This is a genomic window from Brevibacterium sp. CSND-B09 (genome assembly GCF_052906525.1).
The window spans coordinates 794,531-810,369 of record NZ_JBREGI010000001.1; the positions used below are offsets into that span (position 1 = coordinate 794,531).

Genomic DNA, 15,839 nt, shown 5'->3' on the forward strand with positions numbered 1-15,839 from the left:
GCCGGGACGGGTCAGTGTTTGGGTTCGCCGTCCCCGTCATCACGACGCGGCTGCTGGCTGCGCAGGGTGAAGTCCGTTCCCGGCCCATCGCCCCGGATCCCGTCGTCGTCGCGTCCGTCGCTGCCGGTCGGTTCGTCGTCGCGGCGGTCACCGAGGCGGTCGGCGTCCGTCGATCCATCCGACGCCGAGACGGCCCTGCCCGAATCCGCGGACGTCGAGTCCGCGGTCGGTGCGGTCGCCTCAGTGGGGGCCTCCCCTTCTGCCCGTGCCCGAGTGTCGTCGGAACTGACGGCAGCGGCCCCGGCACCGGCTGTCACAGCGGCGGTCTCCCTCTCATGTGCCCGTGCCTCGGCGGCGTCGAGGACCTCACCGCGAGCCATGTTCTTCACGTACTTCTTCTCAGCCCGGCGTTCCTTGACTCCTTCGAGCAGCAGGTAGAGCACGGGCACGAGGATGAGCGTGAGCAGCGTCGAGCTGACCAGGCCGCCGATGACGACGATCGCCAGCGGCTTCGAGATGAACACTCCCCCGCCGGTGAGCCCGAGGGCCATCGGCAGCAGAGCGAAGATCGTGGCGGCCGCGGTCATGAGGATCGGACGGTAACGCAGCCGGGCACCGTGGACGATGGCCGTACGCAGATCGACCCCGCGCACTCGGAAGTGATTGATGAGGTCGATGAGCACGATCGCATTCGTCACCACGATGCCGATGAGCATGAGCAGACCGATCATCGACGTCAGCCCCAGCGGAGTGTCGGTGATGAGCGAGAGCGCAACCGAACCGGTGGCCGCGAACGGGATCGAGACCAGCAGGATCAGCGGCTGCAGCAGCGACTTGAACGTGGCGACCATGATGACGAACACGATGAGGATCGCCGCGAGCATCGCCAGCCCCAACTGCGAGAACGCTTCGTTCTGCTCCTGGGTGGCACCGCCGGTGTCGACGGACACCGTATCGGGCAGGTCCACCTCGTCGAGGGCGGACTGGACCTCGGTCGACACGGCTCCGAGGTCATCGCCTTCCGGAGTCACGGACACGGTGGTCGAACGCTGCGAATCCGTGTGGCGGATCGTCGGTGCGGTCTTGACCTCCTTGACGTCGGCGACCTCATCGAGTTCGATGAAGCGCGGCTCCGAGGTCACGGGAGCACCAGCATTCGGATCGCCGCCTGTCGCACCGGCACCACCGGCCGCACCACCAGCACCGCCTGCGCCGCCGGCACCGCCAGCGCCTCCGGCACCACCAGCGTCACCCGAACCTCCGGCACCACCGCCAGCGCCTCCGGCACCACCAGCGTCACCCGAACCTCCGGCACCACCGCCAGCTCCTCCGGCACCACCGGCCGCGCCGGCGTCACCTGAGCCACCGGCACCTCCGGCCGCACCACCGGCGCCGCCTGCCGCACCTGCGCCGGCTCCTCCGGCGGGAGCCGTCTCTTCCGGCTTGCCCGGGATCTTGAGTTCGCGCAGCTTCTCCACGGTGTCGGCATTGCGATCGAAGAGCAGCACCGAATGGGAGACATCGTCGATGACGACCTCACCGATCTGCTGGCCATGCATGGCACGCTGCACATACTGGCCGATGGCCGCCTCGGTGAGGTTCTCCTCTGCGGCCTTCTCATGATCGACCTTGACTTCGATCACGGGCTGGACCGCGGCGGTATCGCTCGTCACCGACTGCGCCGACGATACGCCCTCGAGCTTGTCGCTGACCTTGTTCGTCGCGTCCTCGAGTTCTTCGGGATCGGTGGCCGTGAGTGTGACGTCGATGGTCTGCGCACCCGGGGTCGAGCTCTGGCTTGCCACCTCGACGTCGCCGGCGCCCTTGAGGCCGTCGAACTGCTTCTGCAGATCTGCGGAGATCGACTGCGCCGAGACTCCGGACTTTGTGTTGACGATATAGGTGCCCGTCAGCGACGAATCGTCGGTGAAGCCGAACGACGTGCCGCCGAGCGACAACTGGTAGTTGTCGACATCGGATTCGTCGGCGAGGATGTCCTCGACCTTCTTCGCCTGTTCCGAGGCCTCATCGAGGTCGGTGCCCGGGTCGAAGGTCTGCGAGATCTGCAGTGAGTCCTGCCCGGTGTCGCCGAAGAGCTCTGTCTTCAGCTGTGGGATCATCGCTCCGGTGCCTGCGAGCACGAGCACGGCGATGAGGATCATGATGATCGGGTGCTTCGTCGAGAACCCGATGGCCGGCATATAGGTCTTCTGCAGTCGCGTCACCGGCGAATGCATTCCGGCGAGCTCGTCGACCGCTTCCGTTCCGTCTTCGGATTCGCCGTAGCGCGGTCCGCCCGCTGCCACTCCGGTCGCATCGGTTCGAGTCGTGGCACCGGCCTGTGCGGAGGCATCAGCGCGCGGGAACGATTCAACACTGTCTCGAGGACCGGTGTCCTCGGCTTCGGCACCGGCGGCGACGAGGTCGCGCTTCCTGTCGGCCTTCTTCGCTTCCTTCTTCTCTGCCCGCCACTGCGACAGCATCGACTTGCGGCTGCGACGGATCTCCGCCTTCTCCGCACGGGTGAGCTTGACCTTCGCTTCACGCTGACGCAGGAACCAGTACGCGAGGACGGGCACGATCGTCAGTGCCACGAACAGGGACGAGAGCAGGGCGATGGTCGCGGTCAGGGCGAAGGGCCGGAACATCTCTCCGGTCTGCCCGGTCACGAATGCCAGCGGCAGGAACACGGCCACCGTGGTCAGCGTCGATGCGGTGATGGCACCGGCCACTTCGGAGACGGCGGCGAGGATGTTCGAGAACTTGTCGCCGCCGGAGGCGTGGCGTCTGCGGATCGCCTCGATGACGACGATGGAGTCGTCGACGACGCGGCCGACGGAGATCGTCAGCGCACCGAGGGTGAGCATGTTGAGGGTCTCCCCGCCCATCCACAGCCCGATCATGGCGATGAGGAGGGAGAGCGGGATGGAGATGGCGGTGATGATCGTCGCCCGCACCGAGAGCAGGAAGACGAGGATGACGAGGACCGCGAAGATCAGGCCCAGCCCACCCTCGTTGAGCAGGTCGTGGATGGACTGTTCGATGAACGGGGCCTGGTCGAACGCGGAGACGAACTCCGTGTTGTCACCCATCATCTTCTCGAGTTCGGGCAGCTTGTCGGCCACCGCGTGAGAGACGTCGACGGTGTTCGCGTCGGATTCCTTCATCACCGACACGGACAGCGAGGGTTCGCCGTTGGTGCGCGAGATCGACTCGATCGGCTCGTCGACGAGTTTGACGTCGGCGACGTCGGAGATCTGGATCGGCCCGTCCTTGCCGGAGATGACGAGGTCTTTGATCGCATCGATCGAGCGGATGCGGGTGCCGACCTCGACCGGGGCCGCGCCGTCGTCGCCCTTGAGCTCACCGGCCGAGGTGGGCACACCGTTGGACTGGAGGATTCCGGCCACCTCGTCGAGGTTGGCTCCTTCGTCCTCGAGGTCGTCGCGGCGGATGCTGATCTCGACCTGTTTGGTCTTCGCTCCGGCGATCTGGACCTGGGAGACGCCGTCGACCTTCTTCAGCTCCGGTTCGACGATGTCCTCGAGATTCGCCGCCAGCTGGTCTTCATCGGCATCCGAGGTCACGGACAGGGCGAGCACCGGAATATCATCGGTGCCCATCATCATGACGTTCGGTTCGACCCCGTCGGGCAGGGTCGGCTGCACCTGGGAGACAGCGCGCTGCAGGGCACGGACGACGTCATCGGAGTCGTCGCCGTACTTCGTGCTCACGGTGATCTGCGAACTGCCCGCCGAGGAGGTCGAGGTCATGTCCTCGACCTCGGGCAGTGCGGTCAGCGCCCCTTCGAGTGGGTCGGTGACTTCGGATTCGACGGCCTCGGGGGTGGCTCCCTCATAGGAGGCGGTGACCGTGGCCTGTGGGTTGTCGAGGGACGGGAAGAGCTCTTGCTTGAGAGCACCGGCACCGATGACGCCGAAGATGATGGCGACGACGGAGATGAGCGCGATGAGCGCCCGGTTCTTCAGACTCAGCCGGGTCAGGAAACTCACGAGGGGGACTTTCTTTGTCGTAGACAGGGCGACGACGCAGAACGCCGACTCAACCAACCATCCTAGTGAGTGTCCCCTGAACCGCACATGAGGAAAACCTGACTTTTCGGAATCAGAATCCCGACGCGTCGCGTTTCGTGCGACAGCTCGGTGAACCGGCAACAGCTCGGTCCGTGCACCGAGCTGTTGCCGGTGCGCCGAGCTGTCGGCAGGCTATTGAACGCCGGCCGGTCGGCGGGGACGGGTCTCACGGCCGAAGAACCACAGGCCCGCGGCGACGATGCCGAGGACACCGGTGAGCAGGAACGCCCACGAGTAGTCGAAGTGATCGACGACGGCTCCGGCGATGATCGGGCCGAGGATGGCTCCGCCGTCGAGGGCCATCTGGTAGCGGGCGAGCACTCGGCCGCCCTTGCGGTCGCGGCCGATGACGTCGGCGACGGTGGCCTGCTGAGCGGGGTTGGCCAGGCCGGAGCCGATCCCGGCGATGATGGAGAAGACGAAGAACAGCCAGATCGAATCGATGAAGGCCAGCGCCGCGGTGGTCACGCCGAGGACGAACAGGCCCCATTGGATGAAGGGTTTGCGCCCGACGGTGTCGGCAAAGCGTCCGACCACCGTCACGGCCGAGGCATTGCCGATGGCGAACATGGTCAGCGCCAGTCCGGCCACTGCGGTATCGGCCTTAAGGGCCTGGATGGCGAAGAGCGGGTAGATGGCCACGCGGATGCCCATCGCCGACCAGCCTTGGACAAAGGCGGAGATGAGCGCCGACCGGTAGGCCGAATCCTTCCAGGCTTCCCGGAAGGACATGACTTCCTGCTGCTGCTTGTCCTTCTCCGCTTCCAGCCGGGCACGCCCGGATTTCGTCGAGGAGCCGAAGGATGCGGTGGAGGCGAGGAAGACGCGGACGACGATGGCGGCGATGAGCAGACCGACGGCATAGATGATGAACGGAATGCGCATCCCCCATCCGGCCATGGCACCGCCGAGGACGGGTCCGGCGATATTGCCGACGAGGAATGCGGTCGCATACGTCGACGATGCCTTCGCGCGGGCGTCGATCGGGGCGAGGCGGACGATGAGCGCCATCGCGGAGACGCTGAACATCGTCGAGCCGATGCCGCCGAGTCCGCGGAAGATCAGCAGCTGCCAGTAGTTCTGAGCGAAGGCGACGGCCGCGGTGGAGGCTGCGACGATGAGGAGACCGGTGATGTAGATGCGGCGTTCGCCGAAGGCATCGACGAGGCGCCCGGATGAGGGTGAGAACACGAACCGGAAGAATGCGAACGAGGAGACGACGATGGTTGCGGCGGTGACCCCGAAGTCGAAGCTCGCCGCGAACTGCGGCAGGACGGGTGCGATGATTCCGTAGCCCAGGGCAACGATGAAGGCCGCTGCCACGAGGACATAGATCTCCTTGGGCAGGCGGCGCGTTTCCGGAGTGTCGGTGCCGGGAGTGCTCACAGGGTATCGAGGAACTGTTCGGGCTTCGGCAGGGGGCGAGTGCTCGTGGTCAGGCGCTGTCGGTAGCGTTCGGGGACGGCTCCGATGTAGAACCAGCCCATGAGCAGTTCATGATCGTTCAGGCGGTGGAGGCGGCGGACCGGTTCGGTGTTCGTCAGGGTTCCCGAGCGCCACATGACTCCCCAGCCGGCTTGCCACAGGGCGAGTTCGAGCAGGTGGCCGGCACCAGCGGCGGTCGCGTGCTGCTCCCATTCGGGAACCTTGTCATGTTCGACCGGTGAGGAGACGAGGGCGAGCAGAAGTTCGGCCCGCAGCGGCTTCGTATTGGTCTCGCCGGGTTTGCGGACGACGCCGGCGGCTTCGTCGAGGGCGTCGCCGAGGCGGTGCCGGTCGTCTCCGCGGATGATGAGGAAGCGCCAGGGGCGCAGTGACTTGTGGTCGGCGACCGAGGAGATCGATCGGATGATCTCAAGCAGGTCGGAGTCGTTCGGGGTCACCGGGTCGACCTTTGAGATCGACCGTCGGGTGCTCAGGGCGTGGAGGACGGGATCGGCGACGATGTCGATCGACGACGGCGCTGAGTAGTCGGGACCGCGGCGAGTGGGAGTCACGGCTGAGGTGCGGTCACTCGCCGAGACGGCGGCCGCCTCGGTGGGGTGAGCCCCGTCCCGCGGGGACACATCGAACTGTGCGCCCTGGATGTTCTGGGCTTCCTGCGCGGCCAGGCTCTTCGCCCATGGTCCGGTGTTGCCGTCGAGGAAGTGGGCACGGACGCGGTCTTTCGTCACATCGCAGGCCTTGCCCGAGTCCTTGGACCGTTTGCGGTCCTTGTGTTTGGACTTCTTGCATCTGTCCTTTTTGTGACTGCCCATCAGCTCACCCATTCGGCGAAGGCGGTGCGGGCCTTGTGCAGTTTCGGGTCGATGATGACACGGCAGTAGCCGTTGTCCGGGTTCGCGGTGTAGAAGTCCTGGTGGACCGCCTCGGCGGGATAGAAGGTACCGAGAGGTTCGAGGGTGGTGACGATCGGATCGTCGAACAGGTTCTGCGCGGATTCGATGGCCTCGGCGAAGTGCTGCTTCTCGGTCTCGTCGCGATAGAACATGGCCGACCGGTACTGGGTGCCGACGTCGTAGCCCTGGCGGTTCAGGCTCGTGGGGTCGTGGCCGGTGAAGAACAGGCCGAGGATGACGTCTTCGGGAACGATGTCGGCGTCGAAGGTCACCTGCAGGGCTTCGGCATGGCCGGTCATCCCGGAGCAGACCTCACGGTATCCGGGGTTGTCGGTGTGTCCGCCGGTGTAGCCGGAGATCACTTCTCTCACGCCGGTGGTCCGCTGGTAGACGGCGTCGAGGCACCAGAAGCAGCCGGCGCCGAGGGTGAGGGTACGAAGATCGCTCATGCAACGTATAACGATGACGCGAGCAGGTTATTCCCGGCCCCAGCGGTACGATCAGCTGCCATCGGCGCGGAAGGTCAGCTGATCGGGGGCAGGCCACGTCGCCAGCACGGTCATCTGTTCGTCCTCGTCGAGGATCTCGAAACTGCTCGAGTAGCCCGCATAGTCTGACTCCTGTTCGAGGCCCTCGGGATGCAGCGTTCCCGGCACAGAGTCCTCGGGAAGATCCTCGGAGACCCTGAAATCTGAATCAGGCGAGCTGAACGAGATGGCGTCGAGATAGCCGTTGACGATGCTCAGACTCAGTTCCCTCTCAGCCGTCTCTCCCCCATCTTGGTCCGCGCTGTGCCTGATCCCAACGACCGGGTATGTCTGCGTTGCCGGGACCACCCGCGGGGATGATGCTGCGGGGTAGACGTGGATGCTCTCGATGTCTTCGTTCCTGATGATCTCGGCCAGCCGGTCGGGGTCCAGAATGATCGGCTCGTTTCCCGGATACTCAGCTCTCGGGTAGGTGACCCAGACGAAGAAGCGCGCGGTGTCGAGCTGCTCGGACACTGCCTCGGCGGTGGCTTGTGCGACGGGATGCGGCTGTGACAACAGGAGGTTCACCGACTCCCGGATGCGGGTGGGCAGTTCGATCTCGACCGGCGCGTAGTCGAAGTCCTCGACGTCGTCGGCCCATTTCTCGACCTTGTCGATGAGGACCGCTGTCACCGCGACGAGCCCGCCGTTGACGACGGCATTGAGACCTCGGCCGACGCCCGTCGGCAGTTTCGCATCGATAGCCTCCGCCAGCCGCTCCGTCAGCGGCCAGAGCGCCCATGAGGCCGCTCCCGCTGCTGCCGCGGTGACCGCATTGAGGAACGCCGGGGAAGTCACGCTCGCCTGTTCGTCCCACCAAGTATCCGCGGCGGCATCGCCGTCGAGTACTCCGACGTCAGAGATGTGCGCAGGAGAGGAAGCATATCGGACGGGACCGCTCCCTCTGGTGGAGAAGGCTCCGAGGAATTCGTCGATGCCGCTCGATCCGCCCACCTTGCCGAGGAAGGCCCGGGACCCGGTGAGCCAGGTCAGGCCCGCATTGGCCAGGGCGGTTCCCGCTCTCAGGCCGGTCTGGCGTTCGGCGGAGACGTCGCGGCGGCGCACCAGCGCGAGGGCGCCGGTGCCGAGTGCGGCAGCGGTACGGACGGTTCGGTGATGACGAAGGGGGATGTCGGGAAGTCGCATGTCCTTATCGAAACATGCCCGCCTGTGACGCAGATGAGAGCGGTCAACAGTCTCGGCGGTATCCGGACCGGCGACCGCGGCGGAGGTTCACATCACCATGCCCGAAGGCAAGGAGAAGCCGAGTTCTGCGGCGGCCTTCTGTGTCGAGGGCTGGTGCCAGAACTTCGCCACGGATTCGTTCGTCGCCAGGGATCGCATCTCGGCTTTGTCGAGGAAGAGGATCCCGGATAGGTGGTCGGTCTCGTGGGCGACGATGCGCGCCGACCAGCCGGAGACCTCCTCGGCGATGGGGTCGCCCTGCAGGTCGATGCCCGTCAATGCGATGTTGCGGGGGCGGGCCACGACGGCTTGGTAGCCGGGGATCGACAGACATCCTTCATAGAAGGCGACGTCCTCACCTCCGGCGCGTTCGCAGCCCGCGTTGAGGACCACCCTCAGCGGCATCGGCTCCCGTTGCCGGACCTTCGCGACCTCGGGATCGCGGGCACCAGGATCTTCGGCGACGAACATCGACAGGCCGATGCCCACCTGCGGGGCGGCAAGGCCGACTCCCGGGGCGGCGAGCATGGTCGCTCGCATCACCTCGGCGAGCTGCTCGAGCTCGGCGTCGTCGACCTGCCCGTCGAAAGGGCGGGTCTGGGACCGGAGGACCGGGTTCCCTGCCTCGACGATGGGCGCGGTCCCGTCCCCCGTCTCGGCGGCGGTGAGGACGGCACGGATCTGGTCGGCGATGAGCGCATCGGAGACGTTCACGAGGTGGTGTCCCTCAGTTCGCGCGGGCGACGATGAGTTCGGCGTGCTTGAGCAGCGGGGCGTCGATCATCTTGCCCTCGAAGGAGAATGCGCCCTTCTCCGTCTTCGCCAGGTCGAGCACGGACCGCGCCCAGGTCAGCTGTTCGTCGCTGGGGCGGAAGGCGTCGCGGACGACGGGCACGTGGTTGGGGTGGATGGAGACCTTGCCGGAGAACCCCGACTGTACGGCGTCTTCGGCCTCGGCTGCCAGTCCTTCGAGGTTCGGGATGTCCGCCCAGATCGAGTCGAGCGCGAACTTGCGATGGGCCCGAGCGGCGAGGAGGGTCTGACTGCGCACATGCTTGGCCACCTCCCGGTAGCCACCATCGGCCCTGCGGGAGGAGCCTCCGCCGAGGTCGGCGATGAGATCCTCCGAACCCCACATCAGCGCATAGACATTCGGCGCAGCGGCGATCTCGGCGACGTTGACGGCTCCGAGCGCGGTTTCGATGAGCGCGATGACCTGGAACCCGGACAGGATCGACACATCAGATGCAAGCTCCGCCTTCGGCAGCATCACGGCCGTGTACTCGGTGCGCGCGAGCATCTTCAGATCTTCGCCGAGGTGGCCCGAATCGTGGGAGTTCACCCGCACGACCGTGCGGGTCGGGTCGAGCGGGAAGTCGACGATGGACTCCCGTGCGGCAGCTTTGTCGGCCTCGTTGACGGCGTCTTCGAGGTCGAGGATGACGATATCCGAGCGTTCGGCTGCTTTCGTGTACCGATCGGGACGATCGCCGGGGACGAAGAGCCAGGCGGGTTTGAACTCGAGGGACATCTGGGGGCTCACTTTCCGGTGTCGGTCTGATCGGCGGTGTCGGCGGCGGACTTCGCCGCCGTGGACTCGTGGCTGGAGTCGAACATCATCGCCTGGCGCACGGCCTTCGCGACGAGTTTGCCGTCCTGGTTGTAGCCGCGGTGTTCGAAGGTGACGATGCCCTGGCCCGGACGGGACTTCGAATCGCGTTTGTCGAGGATCGTCGTCTCTGCGTAGAGAGTGTCGCCGTGGAACATCGGTGCCGGGAAGCTGACCTCGGAGAAGCCGAGGTTTCCGACTGTCGTTCCCTGCGTCAGCTGGGACACGGACAGACCGATGAGGGTGGCCAGGGTGAACATCGAGTTGACGAGGCGCTCGCCGAAGGGTTCGGTAGCCGACCATGCCGCGTCGAGGTGCAGGGCCTGGGTATTCATCGTCACGGCCGTGAATAGGGTGTTGTCCGCTTCGGTGACTGTGCGGCCCGGTGCGTGCTTATAGGTGGCGCCAACTTCCATCTCGTCCAGCCACAGACCTCGTTGTGCAATGACCTTGTCACTCATGTAACGCTCCTCACTCGTCGTGATTTGAGTTTATCGCCATTCACCGGACCCCTGCGACCCGGGGGTCGGTAGGATCGAGCACACCATGGCCATCACACGATCCCTCTTCGTCGTCACCCACCCGGAGGCCCGACACCATCTCGAGGCCCGGGTCGGCGGGTGGCACGATTCCGAGCTCACCGTCCGCGGCGAACTCCAAGCCGATCGCATCGCCGCCGAACTGCGGTCGCGGATCCCGACGGCCGCCTCCGCGCCGGTATTCACCTCTGATCTCAAACGGACGCGCAGGACCGCCGAAGTGATCGCCGATCGACTCGGCACGCGCGCAATCGACCACCCGGGTCTGCGCGAGAAGTCGTACGGAGTCGCGGAGGGACGGGAGCAGTCCTGGCTGGACGCGCGCTTCATCTTCCCACCCGTGCCCGACGACGCCTTCGACCACACGATGCGCCTCGATCATGCCGAAGGCATCGACGGCGCGGAGACGCGACGCGAGGCCGGTGCTCGGATCTACGCCGCGGTCGGCGAGATCCTCACGCAGCGAGCCTCGCACCAGGTGGTCGTCACCCACGGCTTCGCCCACACGTTCGTCATCGGTCGGTGGCTCGAACTGCCTCTCGAGGCGATGGGGCGGGCGACGTTCGCCGCGCATTCCGGGTGCATCACCGAACTGACCGAGGACGATCGATTCGGCAATCGGACCCTGCGGTCGCTCGCTGCGGTGGACCACCTCGGCGATGCCTGAGGCGGTCCACCGCCGTGATCAGTCGGCACCGGTCAGGACCCGAGCTCTGTACCGAGTTCGTTGAAGGCCGATGACCATCCGTCGTAGGCACTGGCGTCTTCACCCGAGTCATTGGGCAGGCCGGTCAGCGTGAACGTCATGCGAGTGCGGTCGGCGCCGATCTCCTCAAGTGCGACGCTGACGCGCGGGGCATCGTCGACCTCGCCGGGACTTCCCCAAGTGAAGTCGAGGCGGACGGGCTCGTCGATGTGAAGGTACTTCCCGGCGGTCGGGAACTCCTGCCCCGTATCGGGTATGCGCATCGTATAGGTGTATTCGCCGCCGACCCGTAGGTCGACGGATACGGATTCGCGTGGAGTGACCAGCGTCTCGGGGTGGAACCAGCGGGCCATGACGTCCGGGTTCGTCCAGGCTTCCCAGACGCGGGCGCGCGGGGCGGCGAATTCGCGGACGATGGTGAATCCGGGTTCTCCCGCCTGTGCGCTGTTCGGATCAGTCACTGTGTTGGCTGTGGTGTCTGTGTTGGCTGTGTTCTCGGCGTTCATCGCTGTTCTCCTCCTTGAGTCGTGCATGATGTCTGCGTCATACGTGATGTCTGCGTCATTCGGTACGTCGTTGCGGTCGATGGTCAGTCCGCAATTCGACCTGCGGTCGACGGATCGGTCGTCGATGTATCGGTGGGCACCTCCTCGGCGAGGATGAGGTCGAGGCTGTCGAAGCGCTGCTGCCATTCGTCGTGGGCCGCCTGCAGCCAGCCGGCGGCCTCAGTGAGGGCATCGGCGTTGAGTGCGACGATGCGCTGCTGCGCGGATTTCGATCGGGTGATCAGCCCCGCCGTCTCGAGCACCTTGAGGTGTTGGGAGACCGCGGAACGACTGATCGGCAGCGGTTCCGCGAGCTCACCGGCGGTCTTGTCTCCCCCGCGCAGACGATCGATGATCGCCCGACGCGTCGGATCGGCTAGCGCCGCGAAGACGTGATCCATACTCATTTAAGCATCCCCTTAATTAAGAGATTTCTACAATACACTCTTCGACCGCTCCGCCAAGGGGGCTCGGGGACGATCCGCAAAGGGGGTACGGCACCCCGGATCGGACTTCTCAGCACACTTGCGCCCAACCCGACTAGGCTGGAAGCAGCCGCTTCGGCCCACCCCGAGCTCGAGGAGAGACATGGATCGCGATTCGATCGACTGCTGGCTGACCGATATGGACGGTGTCCTGGTCAAGGAGAACAATCCTCTGCCGGGAGCCGCAGAGCTGCTCGCCCAGTGGCGTCAGGCCGATATCCCCTACCTGGTGCTGACGAACAACTCCATCTACACCGCTCGTGATCTCTCCGCCCGGCTGCGCTCGAATGGGCTCGACGTCCCCGAGTCGAACATCTGGACCTCTGCGATGGCCACCGCGGATTTCCTGTCCAATCAGGTCGAGCACGGCACGGCCTATGTCGTCGGCGAGGCGGGGCTGACCACGGCGATCCACGAGGCCGGGTTCGTCATGACCGAGCACGACCCGGACTTCGTCGTCGTCGGCGAGACCCATTCATATTCGTTCGAGGCGATCACGAAGGCGATCCGCCTCATCGACGCCGGCTCCCGCTTCATCGTCACGAACCCCGACGCCACCGGCCCCTCCCCCGAGGGCGTCCTGCCTGCCACCGGCGCCATCGCCGCTCTCATCACGAAGGCGACGAACCGCGAACCCTACGTCGTGGGCAAGCCCAACCCGATGATGTTCCGCTCGGCCCTGAATAGGATCGGCGCCCATTCGATGAGCACCGCAATGATCGGCGACCGCATGGACACCGACATCATCGCGGGCATGGAAGCGGGCATGCACACGGTCCTCGTGCTGTCGGGAATCTCCACCGCCGAGGATGTCCGCCGCTTTCCGTTCCGACCCAACGAGATCGTCGACGGCGTCCACAATCTGCTGGACGTGCCGCTGGAGAGCCGCGGCGACCTCGGCCCCGACCCCACGGGTTCCGCCTGAGGCACGCACTCCTTCGCCGAGAGACAGGGGGCATGCACCCCGGGCCGCCGAGAAACGGGCTGAGTGTCGAAACACGGGTGCGTACACCCGTGTTTCGACACTCAGCCCGTTTTTCGATGGAGCCGGCGACCTTGCAACCCAGCACAGGCCCGTGCTGCATCAATCCCTTCACCTTCGCCGTCGCCGAAGCTGCACCATCTGACCACACAAATAAACCACGTTTAATAGTATTTGCTTGCATTTGGTATATTTTAAGAGCATCCTTGATAGATGTTCCAAGTGCTGACAGCGCAACAGCTCCGTGGACTCGGCATGTCCCGCAGACAGTTGGCCGAAGCCAAACGATGCTGCCTGCGCCTAGCCAGGAAGGGTCACTACGTGATCCGCAAGTCGTGTGATGATAGCCATCACGGACCCATCCGCGGTCTTTCCACGGATCACGACACTTCGTTTCCAAAAACCTTCGGAGATCTGCGGGACGAAGCCGAGGAGCTGCGGGTCCAGATCGCATGCCGCCTCGGTGAGCTTCTGCCGGGAGATGTGTTCTCTCATGTTTCGGCCGCGCTCATCCACTGTCTTGACCCCGCTGTGCTCGAATCGTCGAAAGTCGAGATCTCCAGGAACTCCCCTACCCGCAACTACGACGGCGTGTTCATCTACTCGCGCAGACTTCCACCGGAACAGGTCTCATCCGAGTTCGCCTATCCGGTCACCACTCTGCCCAGGACTCTGGCTGACGTTGCTCTTGACCGTTCGCTCGAAGTTTCTGTACCGCTCATCTCTCAAGCACTCCGTTCGGGAGAGGTGGACCGGGCAGACATCACCGATCTGTTGGCGAAAGGGCAACGCGGACGCCGAAGAGCCCTCTTGGCCGTTGATCTCTCGAGCGCCGAATATGAATCTCCAGCCGAGGCGGTCTGCGCAGTGAAGTTCCATCGCTTCGGAGTAACCGGAATGGTCCCGCAGGTCGACACGTTCACAGAGTCGGGCAAGTTCATCGGACGCAATGACTTTCGGCACAGGTCCGCTGCTGTCGCAGTGGAAGTCCACGGTCTCGGCAAGTTCTATCTCAACCCTCACGGCCCTGATGAGGCGGCCAAATTGAGTCATCAGCGCAATATGGATCTTCTCAACGCCGGCTTCAAGGTCTTCAACCTGAGCTTCGGCGACCTCTTCAGACCTCGCATCTTCGCTGCGATCAAGCGGGCCATCGAGACGACTGATCAGCGAAAAACGGGCTGAGTGTCGAGACACGGGCGCGCACGTGCGTTTCTCGACACTCAGCCCGTTTCTCGGCGAAGCAGCCGTGCCTCAGCCCGTTTCTCGGCGAAGCAGCCTGTCCCTAGCCCGCCTACTGCAGCGACGACGTCAGGCGCATGACGGATTCCATATAGCGGCGGGGCCATGGCCGCTTCTCCCATTCCTCCAGGGTGAGTTCGTCGCTGACGCCCTGGTAGTCGGCGACGACATCGATGATGTCGTCGACCAGGTCGCCGCCGGTGGTCAGCAGGCTGATCTCGTAGTTGAGGCCGAACGAGCGCATGTCCATGTTGGATGAGCCCATCACAGCATAGAGGTCGTCGACGATGAAGCACTTCGTGTGCAGCACGGCGGGTTTCGGGTACAGGAAGATCCGCACCCCAGCTTCGAGCAGCGACCGGTAGTAGGACGACTGTGCCCGGTCGACCATGTACTGGTCCGCCTGCTCGCTGACGTAGAGTTCGACGTCGACCCCACGCCTGGCCGCGGTCTCCACGGCGGCCAGCAGCGATTCGTCGGGCACGAAGTAGGGGCTGACGATGGCCAGACGCTTCTGCGCCAGGTACATCATCGAGGTGAAGACCTTGAGGTTCGGAGCGGTCGTGAACCCGGGCCCCGAAGGAACCAGCTGCATCGCGCTCGTCGCCCCGCCGACTTCGGGCTCGTTGCCGTCGCGCTCGTACGGGCGGATGCCCAGAGCCTGTCCCGATTCGGAATACCAGTCGGTGGAGAACACCGCCTCGATTCCGGCGACGATGGGCCCGGAAAGCTCGACCATGATGTCGTGCCAGTTCCGGCCGATCTGTGAGTTCTTCCTGTTGAGGTAGCTCGAATCGATCATGTTCTGCGAACCCATCATCGCCCGCTTGCCGTCGATGACGAGCAGCTTGCGGTGGTTGCGCAGGTCGATGCGCCTAGCCTTGCCTCGCCATGGAATGAACGGCAGCATCAGGTGCCATTCGATGCCGGCCGCGTTCAGTCGTTTGCCGAGCCGGTGGAATCCCGGATACTTCCGGGATCCGATGTGGTCGAAGAGGACACGGACTTCGACCCCGCGCGCAGATGCTCGCTCGAGCGCCTGGAAGAAGACGTCGGTCGTCGAATCCCACGCCATAATGTAGATCTCGACGTGGACGTATTCGTGTGCTTCGTCGACGAGTTCGGCCATCCGCGCGATCGACGCTGCGTAATCAGAGATCACCCCATGGCTGTCGCCGGTGACCATCGGCAGCGCGGTCAGTGCCCGCCCCAGCTGGGCGACGGAGACGAATTCGGGCTCGGCGACCAGAGACGGCGGCACATCGGGCAGGTCGTCGGCGCCTTCGTGCATGAGTTCGTTCGCTTCGGCCTGGATCCGCGCCCGGCGCTGGTTGATATAAGGGCTGCCGAGCAGCAGGAATGCGGGAATTCCGACGATCGGCACGAACAGGATGAGCAGCAGCCATGCCGATGACGATGACGGGCGACGGTTCTCCGGCACCACACCGACCGCGATGATCTTCACGATGTATTCGATGACGATCCACGTCGTCGTCGCCACCGATGCCACCATGCTGAGATCCATGTGCTCCCACTTCCCCTTCGGTCGACGTCTCACCTCACGGTGTTATCGGATAAGAATA

14 protein-coding genes are annotated in these 15,839 nt (G+C 64.8%); 3 read left to right on the top strand and 11 right to left on the bottom strand.

Annotation, left to right across the window (positions count from 1 at the left end):
- Positions 1-11 precede the first annotated feature (11 nt).
- From ACU4IU_RS03885 to ACU4IU_RS03920, 8 genes are all read right to left on the bottom strand, one after another.
- The gene (locus tag ACU4IU_RS03885; protein ID WP_446655906.1) at positions 12-4,013 is read right to left on the bottom strand and encodes an efflux RND transporter permease subunit; all 4,002 of its coding nucleotides are present in this window, start codon (positions 4,011-4,013) and stop codon (positions 12-14) included.
- Between the two features lie 213 nt (positions 4,014-4,226).
- The gene (locus ACU4IU_RS03890; protein ID WP_139468667.1) at positions 4,227-5,480 is read right to left on the bottom strand and encodes an MFS transporter; all 1,254 of its coding nucleotides are present in this window, start codon (positions 5,478-5,480) and stop codon (positions 4,227-4,229) included.
- Complete coding sequence (locus ACU4IU_RS03895) at positions 5,477-6,352, bottom strand: nitroreductase family protein (protein WP_139468668.1); 876 nt, start codon at positions 6,350-6,352, stop codon at positions 5,477-5,479. Before ACU4IU_RS03895 ends, ACU4IU_RS03890 begins: the two co-directional genes overlap by 4 nt.
- The gene (gene msrA, locus ACU4IU_RS03900; protein WP_139468669.1) at positions 6,352-6,882 is read right to left on the bottom strand and encodes a peptide-methionine (S)-S-oxide reductase MsrA; all 531 of its coding nucleotides are present in this window, start codon (positions 6,880-6,882) and stop codon (positions 6,352-6,354) included. Before msrA ends, ACU4IU_RS03895 begins: the two co-directional genes overlap by 1 nt.
- A 51-nt stretch (positions 6,883-6,933) precedes the next feature.
- A complete protein-coding gene (locus ACU4IU_RS03905) occupies positions 6,934-8,109 on the bottom strand; it encodes a hypothetical protein (protein ID WP_446655907.1) in 1,176 nt (391 codons plus the stop codon).
- A gap of 87 nt (positions 8,110-8,196) precedes the next feature.
- Positions 8,197-8,862, bottom strand: a complete 666-nt coding sequence (locus ACU4IU_RS03910; protein WP_139468671.1) for a peptide deformylase — start codon at positions 8,860-8,862, stop codon at positions 8,197-8,199.
- A gap of 13 nt (positions 8,863-8,875) precedes the next feature.
- Positions 8,876-9,679 (bottom strand): HpcH/HpaI aldolase/citrate lyase family protein, encoded by an 804-nt coding sequence (locus ACU4IU_RS03915; RefSeq protein ID WP_139468672.1) that lies wholly within the window; start codon positions 9,677-9,679, stop codon positions 8,876-8,878.
- Positions 9,680-9,687: 8 nt separating this feature from the next.
- Positions 9,688-10,218: a MaoC family dehydratase gene (locus tag ACU4IU_RS03920; protein WP_172173848.1), complete on the bottom strand. Its 531-nt coding sequence runs from the start codon at positions 10,216-10,218 to the stop codon at positions 9,688-9,690.
- Positions 10,219-10,303: 85 nt separating this feature from the next.
- Between ACU4IU_RS03920 and ACU4IU_RS03925 the strand changes: the two genes are divergently transcribed.
- On the top strand, positions 10,304-10,963 hold the full coding sequence (locus tag ACU4IU_RS03925; protein ID WP_172173851.1) for a histidine phosphatase family protein: 660 nt from the start codon (positions 10,304-10,306) through the stop codon (positions 10,961-10,963).
- Between the two features lie 32 nt (positions 10,964-10,995).
- Here the strand turns inward: ACU4IU_RS03925 and ACU4IU_RS03930 are convergent, their stop codons facing one another.
- Positions 10,996-11,508, bottom strand: coding sequence for an SRPBCC family protein (locus ACU4IU_RS03930; protein WP_446655908.1), 513 nt, complete (start codon positions 11,506-11,508; stop codon positions 10,996-10,998).
- 83 nt (positions 11,509-11,591) lie between these two features.
- Positions 11,592-11,954 carry an ArsR/SmtB family transcription factor gene (locus ACU4IU_RS03935; RefSeq protein WP_446655909.1) on the bottom strand — a complete coding sequence of 121 codons (363 nt, stop codon included), beginning with the start codon at positions 11,952-11,954 and terminating at the stop codon, positions 11,592-11,594.
- 181 nt (positions 11,955-12,135) lie between these two features.
- Between ACU4IU_RS03935 and ACU4IU_RS03940 the strand changes: the two genes are divergently transcribed.
- Positions 12,136-12,957: an HAD-IIA family hydrolase gene (locus ACU4IU_RS03940; RefSeq protein WP_139468677.1), complete on the top strand. Its 822-nt coding sequence runs from the start codon at positions 12,136-12,138 to the stop codon at positions 12,955-12,957.
- Positions 12,958-13,269: 312 nt separating this feature from the next.
- Positions 13,270-14,199, top strand: coding sequence for a hypothetical protein (locus tag ACU4IU_RS03945; protein WP_446655910.1), 930 nt, complete (start codon positions 13,270-13,272; stop codon positions 14,197-14,199).
- Between the two features lie 109 nt (positions 14,200-14,308).
- Here the strand turns inward: ACU4IU_RS03945 and cls are convergent, their stop codons facing one another.
- Positions 14,309-15,781, bottom strand: coding sequence for a cardiolipin synthase (gene cls / locus ACU4IU_RS03950; RefSeq protein WP_172173863.1), 1,473 nt, complete (start codon positions 15,779-15,781; stop codon positions 14,309-14,311).
- Between the last annotated feature and the right edge of the window lie 58 nt (positions 15,782-15,839).

What these genes read in the sequence shown, in the direction of transcription:
- ACU4IU_RS03895 (WP_139468668.1), bottom strand. Translation starts at nt 6,352, where the DNA reads ATGGGCAGTCACAAAAAGGACAGATGCAAGAAGTCCAAACACAAGGAC.
- msrA (WP_139468669.1), bottom strand. Translation starts at nt 6,882, where the DNA reads ATGAGCGATCTTCGTACCCTCACCCTCGGCGCCGGCTGCTTCTGGTGC.
- ACU4IU_RS03905 (WP_446655907.1), bottom strand. Translation starts at nt 8,109, where the DNA reads ATGCGACTTCCCGACATCCCCCTTCGTCATCACCGAACCGTCCGTACC.
- ACU4IU_RS03915 (WP_139468672.1), bottom strand. Translation starts at nt 9,679, where the DNA reads ATGTCCCTCGAGTTCAAACCCGCCTGGCTCTTCGTCCCCGGCGATCGT.
- ACU4IU_RS03920 (WP_172173848.1), bottom strand. Translation starts at nt 10,218, where the DNA reads ATGAGTGACAAGGTCATTGCACAACGAGGTCTGTGGCTGGACGAGATG.
- ACU4IU_RS03925 (WP_172173851.1), top strand. Translation starts at nt 10,304, where the DNA reads ATGGCCATCACACGATCCCTCTTCGTCGTCACCCACCCGGAGGCCCGA.
- ACU4IU_RS03930 (WP_446655908.1), bottom strand. Translation starts at nt 11,508, where the DNA reads ATGAACGCCGAGAACACAGCCAACACAGACACCACAGCCAACACAGTG.
- ACU4IU_RS03935 (WP_446655909.1), bottom strand. Translation starts at nt 11,954, where the DNA reads ATGAGTATGGATCACGTCTTCGCGGCGCTAGCCGATCCGACGCGTCGG.
- ACU4IU_RS03940 (WP_139468677.1), top strand. Translation starts at nt 12,136, where the DNA reads ATGGATCGCGATTCGATCGACTGCTGGCTGACCGATATGGACGGTGTC.
- ACU4IU_RS03945 (WP_446655910.1), top strand. Translation starts at nt 13,270, where the DNA reads ATGTCCCGCAGACAGTTGGCCGAAGCCAAACGATGCTGCCTGCGCCTA.
- cls (WP_172173863.1), bottom strand. Translation starts at nt 15,781, where the DNA reads ATGGATCTCAGCATGGTGGCATCGGTGGCGACGACGACGTGGATCGTC.